At 60.5% G+C, this 15,975-nt stretch carries 17 protein-coding genes; 10 read left to right on the top strand and 7 right to left on the bottom strand.

Annotated elements, in window-relative coordinates:
* Window positions 1-68 precede the first annotated feature (68 nt).
* Window positions 69-299 carry a hypothetical protein gene (locus BMY68_RS08730; RefSeq protein ID WP_007921740.1) on the top strand — a complete coding sequence of 77 codons (231 nt, stop codon included), beginning with the start codon at window positions 69-71 and terminating at the stop codon, window positions 297-299.
* Window positions 300-311: 12 nt separating this feature from the next.
* Here BMY68_RS08730 and BMY68_RS08725 read toward each other — a convergent pair whose 3' ends face one another.
* Together BMY68_RS08725 and BMY68_RS08720 are read right to left on the bottom strand one after the other, a co-directional pair.
* A complete protein-coding gene (locus BMY68_RS08725) occupies window positions 312-593 on the bottom strand; it encodes a hypothetical protein (RefSeq protein WP_007921741.1) in 282 nt (93 codons plus the stop codon).
* A gap of 155 nt (window positions 594-748) precedes the next feature.
* Window positions 749-937: a hypothetical protein gene (locus tag BMY68_RS08720; protein ID WP_007921742.1), complete on the bottom strand. Its 189-nt coding sequence runs from the start codon at window positions 935-937 to the stop codon at window positions 749-751.
* 362 nt (window positions 938-1,299) lie between these two features.
* Here BMY68_RS08720 and galU point away from each other — a divergent pair, with 362 nt between their 5' ends.
* Window positions 1,300-2,139: a UTP--glucose-1-phosphate uridylyltransferase GalU gene (gene galU, locus BMY68_RS08715; protein WP_007921743.1), complete on the top strand. Its 840-nt coding sequence runs from the start codon at window positions 1,300-1,302 to the stop codon at window positions 2,137-2,139.
* 131 nt (window positions 2,140-2,270) lie between these two features.
* A complete protein-coding gene (gene gorA / locus BMY68_RS08710) occupies window positions 2,271-3,629 on the top strand; it encodes a glutathione-disulfide reductase (RefSeq protein ID WP_085530628.1) in 1,359 nt (452 codons plus the stop codon).
* On the opposite strand, the gene BMY68_RS08705 is transcribed toward gorA, so the two are convergent.
* Window positions 3,626-4,660, bottom strand: a complete 1,035-nt coding sequence (locus BMY68_RS08705) for a DNA-binding protein (RefSeq protein ID WP_085530629.1) — start codon at window positions 4,658-4,660, stop codon at window positions 3,626-3,628. The two genes, gorA and BMY68_RS08705, sit on opposite strands and share 4 nt — an antisense overlap.
* A 178-nt stretch (window positions 4,661-4,838) precedes the next feature.
* Here BMY68_RS08705 and BMY68_RS08700 point away from each other — a divergent pair, with 178 nt between their 5' ends.
* The 3 genes from BMY68_RS08700 to ahpF all read left to right on the top strand — a co-directional run bounded on the left by BMY68_RS08700 (window position 4,839) and on the right by ahpF (window position 8,181).
* Complete coding sequence (locus BMY68_RS08700) at window positions 4,839-5,777, top strand: site-specific integrase (protein ID WP_085530630.1); 939 nt, start codon at window positions 4,839-4,841, stop codon at window positions 5,775-5,777.
* A gap of 151 nt (window positions 5,778-5,928) precedes the next feature.
* Window positions 5,929-6,492 carry an alkyl hydroperoxide reductase subunit C gene (gene ahpC / locus BMY68_RS08695; RefSeq protein WP_007921754.1) on the top strand — a complete coding sequence of 188 codons (564 nt, stop codon included), beginning with the start codon at window positions 5,929-5,931 and terminating at the stop codon, window positions 6,490-6,492.
* Window positions 6,493-6,615: 123 nt separating this feature from the next.
* Complete coding sequence (ahpF, locus tag BMY68_RS08690) at window positions 6,616-8,181, top strand: alkyl hydroperoxide reductase subunit F (protein WP_085530631.1); 1,566 nt, start codon at window positions 6,616-6,618, stop codon at window positions 8,179-8,181.
* Between the two features lie 168 nt (window positions 8,182-8,349).
* Here ahpF and gloA read toward each other — a convergent pair whose 3' ends face one another.
* Window positions 8,350-8,871 (bottom strand): lactoylglutathione lyase, encoded by a 522-nt coding sequence (gene gloA, locus BMY68_RS08685; RefSeq protein ID WP_009044216.1) that lies wholly within the window; start codon window positions 8,869-8,871, stop codon window positions 8,350-8,352.
* Between the two features lie 194 nt (window positions 8,872-9,065).
* On the opposite strand from gloA, the gene BMY68_RS08680 reads away from it, so the two are divergent.
* Window positions 9,066-9,593 (top strand): DUF4946 domain-containing protein, encoded by a 528-nt coding sequence (locus BMY68_RS08680; RefSeq protein ID WP_085531549.1) that lies wholly within the window; start codon window positions 9,066-9,068, stop codon window positions 9,591-9,593.
* A 216-nt stretch (window positions 9,594-9,809) separates the two neighbouring features.
* Here the strand turns inward: BMY68_RS08680 and BMY68_RS08675 are convergent, their stop codons facing one another.
* The 3 genes from BMY68_RS08675 to BMY68_RS08665 all read right to left on the bottom strand — a co-directional run bounded on the left by BMY68_RS08675 (window position 9,810) and on the right by BMY68_RS08665 (window position 12,954).
* Entirely contained in the window at window positions 9,810-10,175 is a 366-nt protein-coding gene (locus BMY68_RS08675; protein ID WP_009044214.1) for a histone-like nucleoid-structuring protein, MvaT/MvaU family, read from the bottom strand.
* Between the two features lie 244 nt (window positions 10,176-10,419).
* Window positions 10,420-11,958 carry an EAL domain-containing protein gene (locus BMY68_RS08670; RefSeq protein ID WP_085530632.1) on the bottom strand — a complete coding sequence of 513 codons (1,539 nt, stop codon included), beginning with the start codon at window positions 11,956-11,958 and terminating at the stop codon, window positions 10,420-10,422.
* Between the two features lie 120 nt (window positions 11,959-12,078).
* Complete coding sequence (locus BMY68_RS08665; RefSeq protein ID WP_085530633.1) at window positions 12,079-12,954, bottom strand: LysR family transcriptional regulator; 876 nt, start codon at window positions 12,952-12,954, stop codon at window positions 12,079-12,081.
* Window positions 12,955-13,033: 79 nt separating this feature from the next.
* On the opposite strand from BMY68_RS08665, the gene BMY68_RS08660 reads away from it, so the two are divergent.
* The 3 genes from BMY68_RS08660 to hpaR all read left to right on the top strand — a co-directional run bounded on the left by BMY68_RS08660 (window position 13,034) and on the right by hpaR (window position 15,879).
* Window positions 13,034-13,981: a DMT family transporter gene (locus BMY68_RS08660; RefSeq protein WP_085530634.1), complete on the top strand. Its 948-nt coding sequence runs from the start codon at window positions 13,034-13,036 to the stop codon at window positions 13,979-13,981.
* 254 nt (window positions 13,982-14,235) lie between these two features.
* The gene (gene hppD, locus BMY68_RS08655) at window positions 14,236-15,312 is read left to right on the top strand and encodes a 4-hydroxyphenylpyruvate dioxygenase (RefSeq protein WP_007921770.1); all 1,077 of its coding nucleotides are present in this window, start codon (window positions 14,236-14,238) and stop codon (window positions 15,310-15,312) included.
* Window positions 15,313-15,456: 144 nt separating this feature from the next.
* On the top strand, window positions 15,457-15,879 hold the full coding sequence (gene hpaR / locus BMY68_RS08650) for a homoprotocatechuate degradation operon regulator HpaR (RefSeq protein ID WP_007921772.1): 423 nt from the start codon (window positions 15,457-15,459) through the stop codon (window positions 15,877-15,879).
* Window positions 15,880-15,975: the final 96 nt, after the last annotated feature.

Here is a 15,975-nt window from a genome sequence, read left to right as displayed (position 1 = left end):
ACTGTCGGCCATCGTCAAAGATGCCGTCGAAACCCAGGTTTCGGCGGCATCGTTTTTTGGGAGAAAGCATGAAGCGCGAAACAGTCCGGGAGAGGCATGCGGAGGGGCATATCTCTGCGACCCATGTGATTCAGAATCCGGCGAATTCCGGGGAATGGATCGTGTTCTTCAAGAAAAGCGCGGGGCGCAGCTATTTTCTGGTGGATGACAACGATGAAGTCGAGTCATTCGACCGACTGGACGACCTGATCGAAACCATCCGCAACCTGGGCATCAAGTTTGCCGAGATTCATATGTAGGCCGTGCGTCTGCTACTTGCAGACCACCACCACGCTGCGGCTTTTGTAGTTGCCAACGTCCGCCCCCAGGGTCTTGTCGCTTTCCTTGAGCGACGGCGTGCCGTCGGTGCCGATGATCCGATAGCCGGTGCCGGCACAGGAGGCGTCGGCCTTTTCATAGCAGCTGGCCCAGGAGCTGGCTTCGCCGGAGCAATCGATGCTCAGGCCTTGCTCGCCGTTTTCCAGGTAGGTATCGGAAACGGTGGCGCATCCGCTCAGGGCCAGTACCGCAGTCAGTGCCAGAAGTTTGTGCATGGGTGTGGTCGTCGTCGAGAAGTTTGAGCCCCGGGGGAGGGCTGGACACCCTTGGCGAGCGTCTGGGACGAGATGCTATAGCGAACCGCCACTGCGGTATAGATCGGCATGAAAAAGCCCTGCGCGGGGCAGGGCTCTTCGGTGCGGGGACAGTCTCAGGACTTGGGGCTGCGACGCGCCGACGCGTGGCCGGCCGAGTCCTCGAACACCGATGCCACTTCGACCGCCATTGCCTCGCTGGCGAAAGGTCCGGCGACGTTCTCGCCCTGGGCGCTGACCAACCACCACTGGCCGTCTTTCAACTGCTTGATCTGGTAACCGTTTACGCTTTTTGTTGCCGACATCTATCTGCCTCGTTGGCGGGATTCAAGGGCGCCATGATAGCGGTAAACGAGTTCCTGTAAGAATGCGGACAAGGGCGGGACGCAGAAAATTAAGGCTTTGCAGCCAGATGGCGGTTTACGGCGCGGGCTATCTGTACGATGCTGCGAAGCCGTGTTTGCAAGTCTGTTCGAAACGATGTGCGGAGCGTGCAGAACAATGTGCGCAGCTATGTGCAGAACAAGGTGGGGAACTATGTGGGGAACTATCCGCGGCAATATTTCTCTTAGATGGCAGCGGTTAGCCACTGCGACCCATTGTAAGGCGCACGCGGCCTGATTAGACTGCGCCGAAATTCGTACGTACAGCCCTTTTAAGGACTCATATGATCAAGAAATGCTTGTTCCCAGCAGCCGGTTACGGTACTCGCTTCCTGCCAGCGACTAAAGCCATGCCTAAAGAAATGCTGCCGGTGGTGAACAAGCCACTGATCCAGTACGGCGTTGAAGAAGCACTGGATGCCGGTCTGAACGAAATCTCCATCGTCACCGGTCGCGGCAAGCGCGCCCTGGAAGACCACTTCGACATCAGCTACGAGCTGGAAAACCAGATCAAGGGCACCGACAAGGAAAAATACCTGGTCGGTATCCGCCGTCTGCTGGACGAGTGCTCGTTCTCCTACACCCGCCAGACCGAAATGAAAGGCCTGGGTCACGCGATCCTGACCGGTCGTCCGCTGATCGGTGACGAGCCGTTCGCCGTGGTGCTGGCGGACGACCTGTGCGTCAACCTCGAAGGTGACGGCGTGCTGAAGCAGATGGTCAAGCTGTACAAGCAGTACCGCTGCACCATCGTCGCCATCATGGAAGTTGACCCGCAAGAAACCAGCAAGTACGGGGTGATTGCCGGCGACCTGATCGGCGACGACCTGTACCGCGTACGCAACATGGTTGAGAAGCCGAAGCCGGAAGATGCGCCGTCGAACCTGGCGATCATCGGTCGCTACATCATGACCCCGGACATCTTCAAGCTGATCGAAGAAACCGAGCCGGGCAAGGGTGGCGAGATCCAGATCACCGATGCCCTGATGAAGCAGGCCCAGGACGGTTGCGTGATTGCCTACAAGTTCAAGGGCAAGCGTTTCGACTGCGGTGGTGCCGAAGGTTACATCGACGCGACCAACTTCTGCTTCGAGAACTTCTACAAGACTGGCAAGGCTTACTGATAGCCCGCTTGGTCCTTGTACTGAAAAGCCACCTTCGGGTGGCTTTTTCGTTTTATGCCCCTATGTAAATCCTCTAGCGCTGACCGGATACGCATCTGCGGTTATGCTGTCAGCCTGCCTGGGAGAGTGAAATGGCCTACGATTTTGATCTTTATGTAATTGGCGCCGGTTCCGGCGGTGTGCGTTCGGCGCGGTTCGCCGCGGGTTTTGGCGCGAAAGTCGCGGTCGCCGAAAGCCGCTATCTGGGCGGTACCTGTGTCAACGTCGGCTGCGTGCCGAAAAAACTGCTGGTGTACGGCGCTCACTTCGCCGAAGACTTCGAGCAGTCCGCCGGCTTCGGCTGGACTCTGGGCGAGGCCGATTTCGACTGGGCCACCCTGATCGCCAACAAGGATCGCGAGATCAATCGCCTGAACGGCATCTATCGCAACCTGCTGGTCAACAGCGGCGTGACCTTGCACGAAGGCCACGCCAGGCTGATCGACCCGCATCAGGTGGAGGTCAATGGCCAGCGCTACACAGCCAGGCACATCCTGATCGCCACCGGCGGCTGGCCGCAGATCCCGGATATTCCGGGGCGCGAACACGCCATCAGCTCCAACGAGGCGTTTTTCCTCAAGGAACTGCCCAAGCGCATCCTGGTGGTGGGCGGCGGTTATATCGCGGTGGAGTTCGCCGGGATCTTCCATGGCCTGGGCGCGGACACCAAGTTGCTGTATCGCGGCGAACTGTTCCTGCGTGGCTTCGACGGTGCGGTGCGCAAGCACTTGCAGGAAGAACTGACCAAGCGTGGGCTCGACCTGCAGTTCAATGCCGATATCGAGCGCATCGAAAAGCAGGCCGACGGTAGCCTGAAGGTCACGCTCAAGGATGGTCGCGAACTGGCCACCGATTGTGTGTTCTACGCCACCGGCCGGCGGCCGATGCTCGACAACCTGGGGCTGGAAAATACCGGGGTGAAGCTCGATAAGCGTGGCTTCATCGAGGTCGACGAGCAGTACCAGAGCGCCGAGCCGTCGATCCTGGCGATTGGCGATGTGATCGGGCGTGTGCAGTTGACGCCGGTGGCCCTGGCCGAAGGCATGGCTGTGGCGCGGCGTCTGTTCAAGCCGGAGCAGTATCGTCCGGTGGACTACAACATGATCCCGACCGCGGTGTTCAGCCTGCCGAATATCGGCACCGTTGGCCTGACCGAAGAGCAGGCGCGGGAAGCCGGGCGCAAGGTGCAGATCTTCGAAAGCCGCTTCCGGCCGATGAAGCTGACCCTGACCGAGTGCCAGGAGCGCACGCTGATGAAGCTGGTGGTGGATGCCGAGACCGACAAGGTGTTGGGCTGCCATATGGTCGGCCCGGACGCCGGCGAGATCGTCCAGGGCCTGGCGATTGCCTTGAAGGCCGGCGCCACCAAGCGTGACTTCGACGAAACCATCGGGGTGCACCCGACGGCCGCCGAAGAGTTCGTCACCATGCGCACGCCGGTCGCCGGTTAAGCCTGCTCTGGTGGCTCCGGCCGCTGCTCTTCTGTTTCTGGCTGCGCCTCGGCCTTCGCGGCGGCAGCCAGTTGCAGGGCCTCCAGGCTGGCCTCGGCCTTGGTAGCGCGCAGTTCCAGTTGTCGATTGTCCTGCAGCTGCTGCTCCAGGTTCTGCTTGAACTCATGACTTTCCAGCAAGGCGACGCGCAGGCGTTCCTGGAGGAGGGTGTGTTCGCTGTTCAGACGGGTGGATTGCTCCAGCAACTGGCCAAGCTTGCTGTCGGTTTTCTGTGCCTGCTCCTGTGTCTGGCGCAACTCTTTCTGGGTGGCGCGCTGCTCGCTGGTCAGGCGTTCGTTGTCGCGGTGCAGTTGGGTGATCTCGTCCTGGCGCACCAATGCGCTTTGCTGGGCCTGGCGCAGTTCCTGTTGCACCTGCTGCAGCTGGCCTTCATGGCGGCGCTGATCCTGTTCGCGCTGCTCCTTGACCGCGCTGCGGTAATGCTCGAGGGCGTCCCGGGCGTGCAGGTGCTTTTCTTCCAGTGAACGAATCTGCTCGTCCTTGTCTTTCAGGCGCAATTCGAAGTCGGCCAGGGCCTGGTTCAGTCCGGCATTGCGCGTCTGTTCGCTCTGCAGGGTGGAGCGGGTCTCCTGCAGCAGCGTGCTTTCGCTGGCCAGGGCTGCAGCCTGGGTCTGCAATTGCTGCTGCAGCTGGGCCTGCGCCTGTTTGGCCGCGGCCTGCTGCGCCGCCAGTTCCTGGTTCATTTCCTCCACTTGCGCCTGGGCCTGCGCCACGGGCTCCTGAGCCTGTTCGCGCAGGCGCTGGGCCATGCGCTGGATCAGTTCCGTCAGTTCTTCTTCCAGGGCTTCCTGCGGCGCGGCGCGGCGGGCTTCGCTTTGCTCCAGCTCCTTCAGGTAGCGGTGAATGGTGGTTTTCGAGCCGGTATTGCCCATTTCGATGCGCACCGCATCGATGCTGGGGTGTTCGCCGCGAGCGAGGATTGCCGAACGGGCGATTTGCACCACCGCCTTGTTAACGCCGCCACGAGCCATGGGATCTCCTACGATTACGTACTTTTTTACGTGGTATGTATAACGTGTAATTGTACAATAAAATCAAAGATAAATATTAGAATTATTGACATGGGATATACTGGTATTACCCCATGTCATAGCCAGAACGCCCTGTTGCCATCCGCTATTTCCGTACGCAAGACGAGTCGAACAAGCCATGAGTGATCTGGATCGTTATCTGCACGCCGCGACCCGCGACAACACCCGGCGCAGTTACCGGGCAGCCATCGAACATTTCGAGGTGACCTGGGGCGGGTTCCTGCCGGCGACCAGCGACAGCGTGGCGCGTTATCTGGCGGCGTATGCGGGGGAGCTGTCGATCAACACCCTGAAGTTGCGGCTCTCGGCCCTGGCGCAGTGGCACAACAGCCAGGGTTTCGCCGACCCGACCAAGGCCCCGGTGGTGCGCCAGGTGTTCAAGGGCATTCGCGCGCTGCACCCGGCGCAGGAAAAACAGGCCGAGCCTTTGCAGTTGCAGCATCTGGAGCAGGTAATCGCCTGGCTGGAGCAGGAAGCCACCCAGGCCCGGCTCGATGACAACCAGCCGGCGCTGCTGCGGGCGCGGCGTGACAGCGCGCTGATTCTCCTGGGATTCTGGCGCGGCTTTCGCAGCGACGAGTTGTGCCGGCTACGGATCGAGCATGTGCAGGCGGTGTCGGGTTCCGGCATCAGCCTGTATCTGCCTCGCAGCAAGAGCGACCGCGACAACCTCGGCAAGACCTGGCACACCCCGGCGTTGCGCCGGTTGTGCCCGGTCCAGGCCTATATCGAGTGGATCAGCGCCGCGGCCCTGGTGCGTGGGCCGGTGTTCCGTGGCATCGACCGCTGGGGCCATCTGAGCGAGGAGGGCTTGCACGCCAATAGCGTGATCCCGTTATTACGCCAGGCGCTGGAGCGCGCCGGGGTCGCCGCAGACCAGTACACCAGCCACTCCCTGCGCCGCGGCTTTGCCACCTGGGCCCACCGCAGCGGCTGGGACCTCAAGTCGCTGATGAGCTATGTCGGCTGGAAGGACATCAAGTCGGCCATGCGTTACGTCGAGGCCAGCCCATTTCTCGGCATGGCCCTGACCCAGGAAAAGCCGGTCGGCGAGTAAATACGCATTTCTTCTATTAATACTGCGCGCTAATAGCTAAACCTAATCAGCAGCATCAGCTTTGCCAATGAGCCTTGGCTGGGAGCATTGGTTAGGATTCTCCCCATCAAGTTTTCAACCCAAGTTTTTACCCACTGATGGAGAATCACCGATGCCTATCATCAACAGCCAAGTCAAACCGTTCAAAGCAACCGCCTTCAAGAATGGCGAGTTCATCGAAGTGTCGGACGCCACCCTGAAAGGCAAATGGTCCGTCGTGTTCTTCTACCCGGCCGACTTCACCTTCGTTTGCCCAACCGAGCTGGAAGACCTGGCAGACAACTACGCCGAATTCCAGAAACTGGGCGTGGAAATCTACAGCGTTTCGACCGACACCCACTTCGCCCACGCTGCCTGGCACAACACTTCGCCAGCCATCGGCAAGATCCGCTACACCATGATCGGCGACCCGACCCTGGCCATCTCCCGCAACTTCGACGTGCTGATCGAAGAAGCCGGTCTGGCTGACCGTGGCACCTTCGTGATCAACCCTGAAGGCCAGATCAAGATCGTTGAAATCAACGACGGCGGTGTTGGTCGTGACGCTTCCGAGCTGCTGCGCAAGATCAAGGCCGCTCAATACGTCGCTGCCCACCCAGGCGAAGTCTGCCCAGCCAAGTGGAAAGAAGGCGAGGCTACCCTGGCTCCTTCCCTGGACCTGGTCGGCAAGATCTAAGCCTGTGACTCGCTACAGCAGGGCGGACCGCCGCACCTAAGTCAGCTGCACCGCCCCCAAGAACGCCCGGGCGAGATTCGCTCGGGCGTTTTTTTTCGATCTGAATAAAAGGAAATCGCCCGTATGTTGGACGCCAATCTTAAAGCCCAGTTGAAGTCATACCTGGAACGGGTCACCCAGCCGATCGAGATCGTTGCCTCTCTCGACGACGGTGCGAAATCCCAGGAAATGCTCGAATTGCTGAAAGACGTTGCCAGTCTTTCCAGCCAGATTACTTTGCTCGACAACGGTAACGATGTTCGTAAACCATCGTTCTCGATCAATCGCCCGGGAAGCGACATCAGCCTGCGTTTCGCCGGCATCCCCATGGGCCACGAATTCACGTCCCTGGTGCTGGCCTTGCTGCAAGTCGGCGGCCACCCCTCGAAAGCCAGTGTCGAAGTGATCGAACAGATCCGCGCCCTCAAAGGCGAGTTCAACTTCGAGACTTACTTCTCGCTGTCCTGCCAGAACTGCCCGGACGTGGTCCAGGCGCTGAACCTGATGGCGGTGCTGAACCCGAACATCCGCCACGTCGCCATCGACGGCGCACTGTTCCAGGACGAAGTCAACGATCGCAAGATCATGGCGGTCCCCAGTGTCTACCTCAATGGCGTGAACTTCGGCCAGGGCCGCATGGGCCTGGAAGAAATCCTCGGCAAGCTCGACACCGGGGCCATCGAGAAACAGGCGGAAAAAATCAGTGCCAAGGACGCCTTCGACGTCCTGGTGGTCGGCGGTGGCCCGGCCGGTGCGTCGGCGGCGATCTACGCGGCCCGTAAAGGTATCCGTACCGGTGTCGCGGCCGAGCGTTTCGGCGGCCAGGTGCTGGACACCATGGCCATCGAGAACTTTGTCTCGGTCCAGGAGACCGAAGGGCCGAAACTGGCCAGCGCCCTGGAAGAGCACGTTCGCCAGTACGACGTCGACATCATGAACCTGCAGCGCGCCAGCGCGCTGGTGCCGGCCAAGGAAGTCGGCGGCCTGCACGAAGTGCGTTTCGAAAGCGGCGCGAGCCTCAAGGCCAAGTCGCTGATCCTGGCCACCGGTGCCCGCTGGCGCGAGATGGGTGTGCCCGGCGAGCAGGAATACAAGGCCAAGGGCGTGTGCTTCTGCCCGCACTGCGACGGCCCGCTGTTCAAGGGCAAGCGCGTGGCGGTGATCGGCGGCGGTAACTCCGGCGTCGAAGCGGCCATCGACCTGGCGGGTATCGTCAGCCACGTGACCCTGCTGGAGTTCGACAGCAAGCTGCGCGCCGATGCCGTGCTGCAACGCAAGCTGTACAGCCTGGCGAACGTCAACGTGATCACCAGCGCGCTGACCAGCGAAGTCAAGGGTGATGGCCAGAAGGTCACCGGCCTGGTGTACAAGGACCGCGATTCGGGCGAGTTCAACACCGTCGACCTGGAAGGTATCTTCGTGCAGATCGGCCTGTTGCCGAACACCGACTGGCTCAAGGGCACCGTCGAGCTGTCGCCCCGTGGCGAGATCATTGTCGATGCCCGTGGCGAGACTTCGCTGCCCGGCGTGTTTGCCGCCGGTGACGTGACCACCGTGCCGTACAAGCAGATCGTGATCGCGGTAGGCGAGGGCGCCAAGGCCTCGCTGAGCGCCTTCGACCACCTGATCCGCACCTCCGCACCGGCCTGAGTCGACCGCGGAAAAAACAAAACCCCATGAGCCTTGGCTCATGGGGTTTTTTATTTGTACCCGTCGCTTCTGTAGGAGAGAAGCCTGCTCGCGATCAACGATGACGCGGTGGATCAATCAAGCCGCTGCCTGTCTAGGCACGTCTTGCTCCTCCAGGATAAACGCGAGTTACAGCGGTGCCGGCTGGATGATTTCAACCCAGTAGCCGTCCGGATCCTTGATAAAGGCCAGGCTCTTCATGCGGCCGTCGTTCAGGCGCTTCTGGAAATCGCAGCCCAGGGCTTCGAAGCGCTCGCAGGCGGCGACGATATCCGGCACCGAAATGCAGATATGGCCAAAGCCGCGTGGGTCGGTGTTGCCGTTGTGATAGGCGAAGTCCGCATCGTTCTCGGTGCCGTGGTTGTGGGTCAGCTCGAGGATGCCGGGGATTGACTTCATCCACTCGGTACGGGCCGCGGCGTCGGTCGGGATCTGCGCCTTGTCCACCAGGGCGAGGAAGTACAGGCTGAATTCGGCTTCGGGGAAGTCGCGTTTTTCCACCAGCGAGAAACCCAGGACCCGGGTGTAGAAGTCCAGGGACTTGGTGATGTCCTTGACCCGCAGCATGGTGTGGTTGAACACGAAGTTGGCGGTGGCGGTGTCAGGCTGGGCGGTTACGCCGGGGAAAGTATTGAGTTCGTGCAGGCTCATGGGCCCTCCGGAAAAGAAGTGGGCAAGAATACTCATGCTAATGAGCCCCTGGCTTGCAGGGCTTCGGGCGTCCTTGCGGTCGGGTAATGATACGCAAGAGCGGCAGGGCGCACCAAACACAAAGCTACGAATCTGTTGCCCGATACTCGTGCCAGCCTCAGACTTCAAGGCTCGTCCCTTACGTGTTCATGACCATGCGCTTATCGTTCAAGACCCTGTGTCTGCTTGCCCCCTGGCTTCTGGTTCCGGCCCTGGCCGAGGCGGCGGACCCGGTGATCACCTGGCCCAGCGGCTGGCAGATCGAAGAGTTGCCGCAGGCGCAAGAACAACCGGCCAAGGTATTCCGCCAGCGTGCGGTGAAGAGCGATGCCGACGGCACGCCGCTGATGGTTATGGAGTTGACCATGACTCAAGTTGAAAGCGGACATCAGGTCAATCTGCAGGCGGTCTTGCTGGAAATGCGCAAGTCGGTGCAGAAGGACTTCGGGCGCGGCGGTTATCAAAGTGTATGCACGCGCATTCATGACACGACATTGAGTCGCCTGGCGGCGCTGGAAACCACTTGCACCATTACCGAAAACGGCCGTCATGTGTTGTCGCAAACACTGGTGGCGGCTGTCGATGGCGATAAGGCCTATGTATTGTCTTATGCCGGACAGGCTGCGGTTTATGCCGAAAGTCAGGAGGAAATCCGTGGGGTGCGAAGTAGCCTGAAACTTTAGCGGGGTGCTACGTCGGCCAGCACAGCTCATGCATTTGAACTAAGTACAAAGTTGTAGGATCGAGCGCGGGATTGGGTACGTAGCTGCAGTTTCGGCTGGGTGTTTATTGCCGCTCAGGCAATCCAGGGCTTGCAACTTATTCGATTTCGAAACAAAGCGCCTTCGCTTAAAGCTAAAGACCCTGCATTGGCAGGGTCTTTTATATACATCGGTTGCTTAACCGCGCAGCCAGGAATCTACAGTGGCGGCGCCGTACTGTTCTTTCCAGGCTTTAAGGCCACGGTGATTGCCGCCCTTGGTTTCGATCAACTCGCCGGTGTGCGGGTTCTGGTAAACCTTGACCACGCGTGCACGACGGGTTTTCGGCGCGCCCGAGAGCGGCAGAGCGGATTTGCCCGGATGAGGATCGAGAATGGCGATAATGTCGCGCAGGCTTTTGCCGTAGGTCTTCATCAGGCCCTGGAGCTTTTCTTCGAACTCGATTTCTTTCTTGAGTCCGGCGTCGTTCTTCAGGGATTCCAGCTGGGCAAGCTGTTCTTGAAGGGCCTTTTCTGCTGCACGAAATTCAGCGAGTCTGGACAATATCTTTACTCCAATAGTGTATTTGGCTGATACCAACCGCAAACAAAGCTATAAGCCAAGAGCCTTAGAACGACTCGATTATAATGGCCCACCTGTGAATCTTGTACAGGCTTGAAAAATTGTAGTAGTTAATCTGGCTCAAGTAAATCACGTCGTTGTTGATGCACACAATTTGTCATCTTCTGATTCAAATTGGTGCGCGAAACAATTACCGAGTTCAATAAATCTTCATGAAAATGGCTATTTAGTGGCGCGCCAGTGCTTGTAGGAACTCTTCCCCGGGCATTGGCCTGCCGAATAAGTAGCCCTGCAGGAAGTCGACGCCATGGGCGGCCAGATAGTCCTGTTGTTCCACTGTTTCCACGCCCTCGGCGACTATCCCCAGTTCGAGCTTGCCCGAGAGTTCGATGATGCTGTCGAGTATGTGCCGGGACAGGGCGTCGACTCCAATCATGGCCACGAAGCTCTGGTCGATCTTCAGGTAATCGACATTGAACTTGCGCAAGTAACCCAGGCTTGAATGGCCGGTACCGAAGTCGTCGATGGCGATCATCACCCCCAACTTGTGCAGTTCCTCGAACAGGCTGTGGGTGATCGCGGTCGGTTCTATCAGTTCGCGTTCGGTCAGTTCCAGGACCAGCCTCACCTTGCCCGGCGGGAACATGCCGAGAAACTGCCGGCAGTCCTCCAGCAGTTCCAGGTCCTGGCAATGGCTGGCGGTGATATTGATGCCGATATGAAAGTCGTCGATGAAGGCGGGGGCGTGGGGCGCCAGCAACAGGGCGGTCTGCTGCATCAGCGAACGGGTCATGGGCACGATCAGGCCGGAGTGCTCGGCGAAGGGAATGAACAGGTCCGGACGCACCAGGCCTTCCCGGGGATGTTTCCAGCGCATCAGCACTTCGATGCCGGCCCACTGTTTCGTGTCGCCGCGGACCACGGGCTGGAAGTACGGGATGAACTCCGCCGCTTCCAGGGCGCGTTGCAGTTCATGGCTGGGCGACGATGAGCGCTTTTGCAGCCAGTGGCCAAGGGCCGCCGCCAGCGCCCCGAAGAAGATCAGCAGGCTGAACAGGGCAGGGTACTGGGACTTCATGTAGAGCCAGATATCGCCCTCGGGAAACCCCGCGTTGACGCTGTAGGGGTAGCGCGAAGAAGCCATCTGATAAGGGGCGACCGGGGGCGGCGGAGCAATGGATTCATGGACCTGGCCGTCGTCGGCCAGCCAGTAGGGGCCGACTTGCAGTTGCAGCTCGGCAAAGCGGCTGATCAGGCGCAAGGCATTGCTCAGGTGATAGCCGTCGATGGTGGCCAGGACCGCGCGTTCACCCTCTTGCAGGCGATAGACCAGCAGCGCGGTATCGGGCGTGACCGGGTTGCCGTTCATCAACCACAGCTTGCCGTCGACATAGTCCGCCGGGTCCAGCACGAACGAGGATGGGCCGATCAGCGAACTGCAATAGTTGTCATTGCGCCACACCAGATTGGTCGAGCGCACGAACGGGCGGCGGGTCACCTGCTCGCGCAGGGCCAGTTGCCGGAAGTCGTCGCAGGGCTGGCCGACTTGCGCCATCAGCGTCCGGGCGGCGAGGTCGGCGTTGTCGAGCATCAGGTCGAACTGGCGGATCGCTTCCTCGGCGGTCTGCTGGCTGCTGTGAGTCAGCGCGCGTTCGGCCTGCATATAAAGGATCGCCACGCCCAGCACCACCGGCAGCAAGCCGATCAGCAGGGTTCGCAGGTTGCGGGTGGAGCGTTTCAACGGGCCTTTGGCGGTCAATGGCATGGAGGAAAAACCTGTGGCGAAGTAGGGGCCTGAGAGCGCTCAAAAGCCGGTGGGCGGTACGGCGGCAGGTCCGGCGGCATCCGGTCCATGGGCATGATAGACGGTGGCCCCGGGTTGCGCTCAGTCACCGCGATACAGGCTGCGCGCCTGCTCGATAAAGGCCTGGGTCGCTGGTGACGATTGCCGCCGGTCCAGCACCGCCAGCCCTACCTGGCGCCGGGCGGGAGGTGACAGCGGCTTGATCAGGTAGCGCGGGTCGCTGGCCTCGGGCAGCGACAATTGTGCGACCAGGGTCAGGGCCTCGCCGCGGGCCACGGTCTCCAGGGTGCTGAGCAGTTGCGAGCTGCGATAGCGGATGTTGGGGCTGAGCCTGGCCGTGAGGAACAGCCGGGAAACCAGTTCGGCGGAACCGGCCTCGGTGAGGATGAACGGGTCGTCGCAAAGCTCGGCGAGACTCAGCGAGTCCTTGCTGGCCAGTGCATGCTGGCTGGGGATCAGCGCCACCATCTGGTCTTCTACCAGGGCGAAGCAGTCGAAGCGCTCCTGGGGCAGTACCACGAAACCGACATCGATGCGCCGTTCCTCCAGCCATTGCAGTACCTGGCGGTCGGGCCCCTCGTCAATGTGCACCTCGATACCGGGATGAGCCTGGCGGTAACGCTGGAGGATTGCCGGCAGCAGTTTCATCGACGAAGTCGGGCCGAACGAGCCGATGCGCAAGGTGCCGCGTTTCATGCCGCGGGCGTCGGCGGCTTCCTGTTCCATGGTGGCGGCCAGGCCGAGGATGGCGCGGGCCCGCAGCAACAATTGCTGGCCGATATCGGTGAGTTCCACCAGCGACTGATGCCGGCGGATCAGCTCGACCCCCAATTCCTGCTCCAGGGACTTGAGCGCATGGGACACCGCGGACTGGCTGATGCCCAGCCGGCTGGCGGCGCTGGTGAATCCGCGCAGCTCAGCCACCAGGGAGAAGATCTGCAGTTGGCTCAGGGTCATGAGTAAAAGCTCATTTTACGATGATCGGGCATTAGTCGAAGAATACCCGAACCTTCCTTTATCCGCGCCTCGGGGCCTTATGAAAACTGTCGATCAAACCTGTGCCGGGCCTTCCGATTGGCCGGTGTATTGCAAACTGGCGGCAGTCACCATGATCTGGGGCGGCACCTTCGTCGCCGGACGCCTGCTGGCCGGCACCCTGGAGCCTTTGCTGGCCGCCAGCCTGCGCTTTCTCCTGGCCAGCCTGGCCTTGCTGCTGTTCATGGCGATCGCCCGGATTGCCCTGGTGCGCCCGAGCCTGGCGCAGTTCGCCCAGCTGGCGCTGCTGGGGTTTTTCGGGATCTTTTTCTACAACCTGTGTTTCTTCGAGGGCCTGCAATCGATCAATGCCTCGCGCGCCTCGTTGATCGTCGCCCTCAATCCGGCGGTGATCGCCCTGGCATCCTGGGTGTTGTTCAAGGAGCGCTTGAGTGGCGCCAAGCTGTTCGGCATTGCCTTGTGCCTGGGTGGAGCGGGGGTGGTGATCCTCAGCCGCGACCCGGGGGCCTTGTCCAGCGGGCCGGGCAGCTGGCGCGGGGACCTACTGATTTTCGGCTGCGTGCTGGGCTGGGGCGTCTATTCGTTGTTTTCGCGCACCCTGAACCAGACCCTGGGCCCGTTGCAGACCGTGACCTATTCGATCCTGCTGGGCACGGCAATGCTCTGCAGCACCGCGGCCCTGCGCGGCGAGGTACGGTTCGAAGCGTTGTCGAGCCTGACCCTGGAACAGGGCCTGAGCTTGCTGTACCTCGGCGTGCTGGGCTCGGCCCTGGCGTATATCTGGTATTACGACGGCCTGCGCAAGATCGGCGCGACCCGCTCGGGGGTGTTTATCGCGCTCAATCCGCTGACCGCGGTGATCCTTGGCGCGCTGCTGCTGGACGAACGCCTGAACCTGGCCATGTGCCTGGGCGGCGGGCTGATCCTGTGGGGCATCTACCAGTGCAACAAACCCCTTGCGAGCCTGGAAAAAAAGCGGATTTTATAGAGAGTGCGGACAAACAGTTTTACGCTGTGTAGAATCTGGTTACGCATACAATAATAAAGTCTTCTGGCAGCAGAAGCCTCGCCCCCCAGCCGGTAAGACAAGGGTCGACATGAAGATTCTCGGGTTTCAACTGATTTATGGTGACTTCCTCGCCCGCAGCGTGCGGGGTATCTCCTGCGCGCCACCTGCCTTCCTCAGCATTGCCAGCCACTGACGATCCGTTAATTCCAAAAGCAATGATGAGGCGCCAAACCATGGCAGATATCTTCGAAAACCCGATGGGCCTGATGGGCTTTGAATTCATCGAATTCGCATCGCCGACCCCCAATACCCTCGAGCCGATCTTCGAGATCATGGGTTTCAGCAAAGTCGCGACCCACCGTTCCAAAGACGTGCACCTTTATCGCCAGGGCGCAATCAACCTGATCCTCAATAACGAGCCCCACAGCGTCGCTTCGTACTTCGCCGCCGAGCACGGTCCGTCGGTGTGCGGCATGGCGTTCCGCGTCAAGGATTCGCAAAAGGCCTACAAGCGTGCCCTGGAACTCGGCGCCCAGCCGATCCACATCGAAACCGGCCCGATGGAGCTGAACCTGCCGGCGATCAAAGGCATCGGCGGCGCGCCGCTGTACCTGATCGACCGCTTCGGCGAAGGCAGCTCGATCTATGACATCGACTTCGTGTTCCTGGAAGGCGTCGACCGTCATCCAAAAGGCGCCGGCCTGAAGATCATCGACCACCTGACCCACAACGTGTACCGCGGGCGCATGGCTTACTGGGCCGGTTTCTACGAGAAGCTGTTCAACTTCCGCGAGATCCGTTACTTCGACATCAAGGGCGAATACACCGGCCTGACCTCCAAGGCCATGACCGCGCCCGATGGCATGATCCGCATCCCGCTGAACGAAGAGTCGTCCAAGGGCGCCGGGCAGATCGAAGAGTTCCTGATGCAGTTCAACGGCGAGGGCATCCAGCACGTGGCCTTCCTCACCGACGACCTGATCAAGACCTGGGATCAGTTGAAGAAGATCGGCATGCGCTTCATGACCGCGCCACCGGATACCTACTACGAAATGCTCGAAGGCCGCCTGCCGAACCACGGCGAGCCGGTGAACGAGCTGCAGTCGCGGGGCATCCTGCTGGACGGCTCCTCGGAAGAGGGCGACAAGCGCCTGCTGCTGCAGATCTTCTCGGAAACCCTGATGGGCCCGGTGTTCTTCGAATTCATCCAGCGTAAAGGCGACGATGGTTTCGGCGAAGGCAACTTCAAGGCTCTGTTCGAATCGATCGAGCGCGACCAGGTCCGTCGTGGCGTGCTGTCCACCGACTAAGCCGCAGGCTGCCTGCCAATCGAGCCCGGTCGGGGCATTCTCGACCGGGCTTTTTCTTGCCTGTCGGTTGGCGATTGTGAATGTGTTAATGTTCGGCCTTTGTGGCGCTCCGCGTCGCCATCCAGCCCTGTGAACGACCCGCACATGACCAACCCAAGACCTTCCCTGACATTGACCCTGCTTCAGGCCCGCGAAGCGGCCATGGCGTTTTTTCGCCCATCCCTCAACCAGCACGACCTGACCGAGCAGCAGTGGCGAGTGATCCGCATCCTGCGCCAGAACGGCGAACTGGAAAGTCATCAGCTGGCGAAAATGGCCTGCATCCTGCCGCCGAGCATGACCGGCGTGCTGACCCGCCTGGAGCGTGACGAATACGTCAGCCGGCGCAAATCCCCCGAGGACCAGCGTCGCCTGTTCATCACCCTGACGGAAAAGGGCGAGGCCTGTTTCGAATCCATGAGCGGCGACATGGAAATCAACTACCAGCGTATCCAGCAGCAGTTCGGCGAGGAGAAGATGCAGGCCTTGCTGGCCCTGCTCAACGAACTGAAGCAGATCAAACCCTGATGCCCAACGCGGACCGATAGCCGCTGCCGCAGGCTGCGAACGAGGCCGCAGGACTCGCCATCGGCCTTGATGCGATCTGTCGGGGAGTCCGCGTCT

It is taken from the genome of Pseudomonas sp. NFACC41-3, assembly GCF_900109505.1.
GTDB lineage: Bacteria > Pseudomonadota > Gammaproteobacteria > Pseudomonadales > Pseudomonadaceae > Aquipseudomonas > Aquipseudomonas chlororaphis.
Note: the sequence above shows the minus strand (reverse complement) of the source record. Positions and strands in the feature narration are given on the sequence as shown.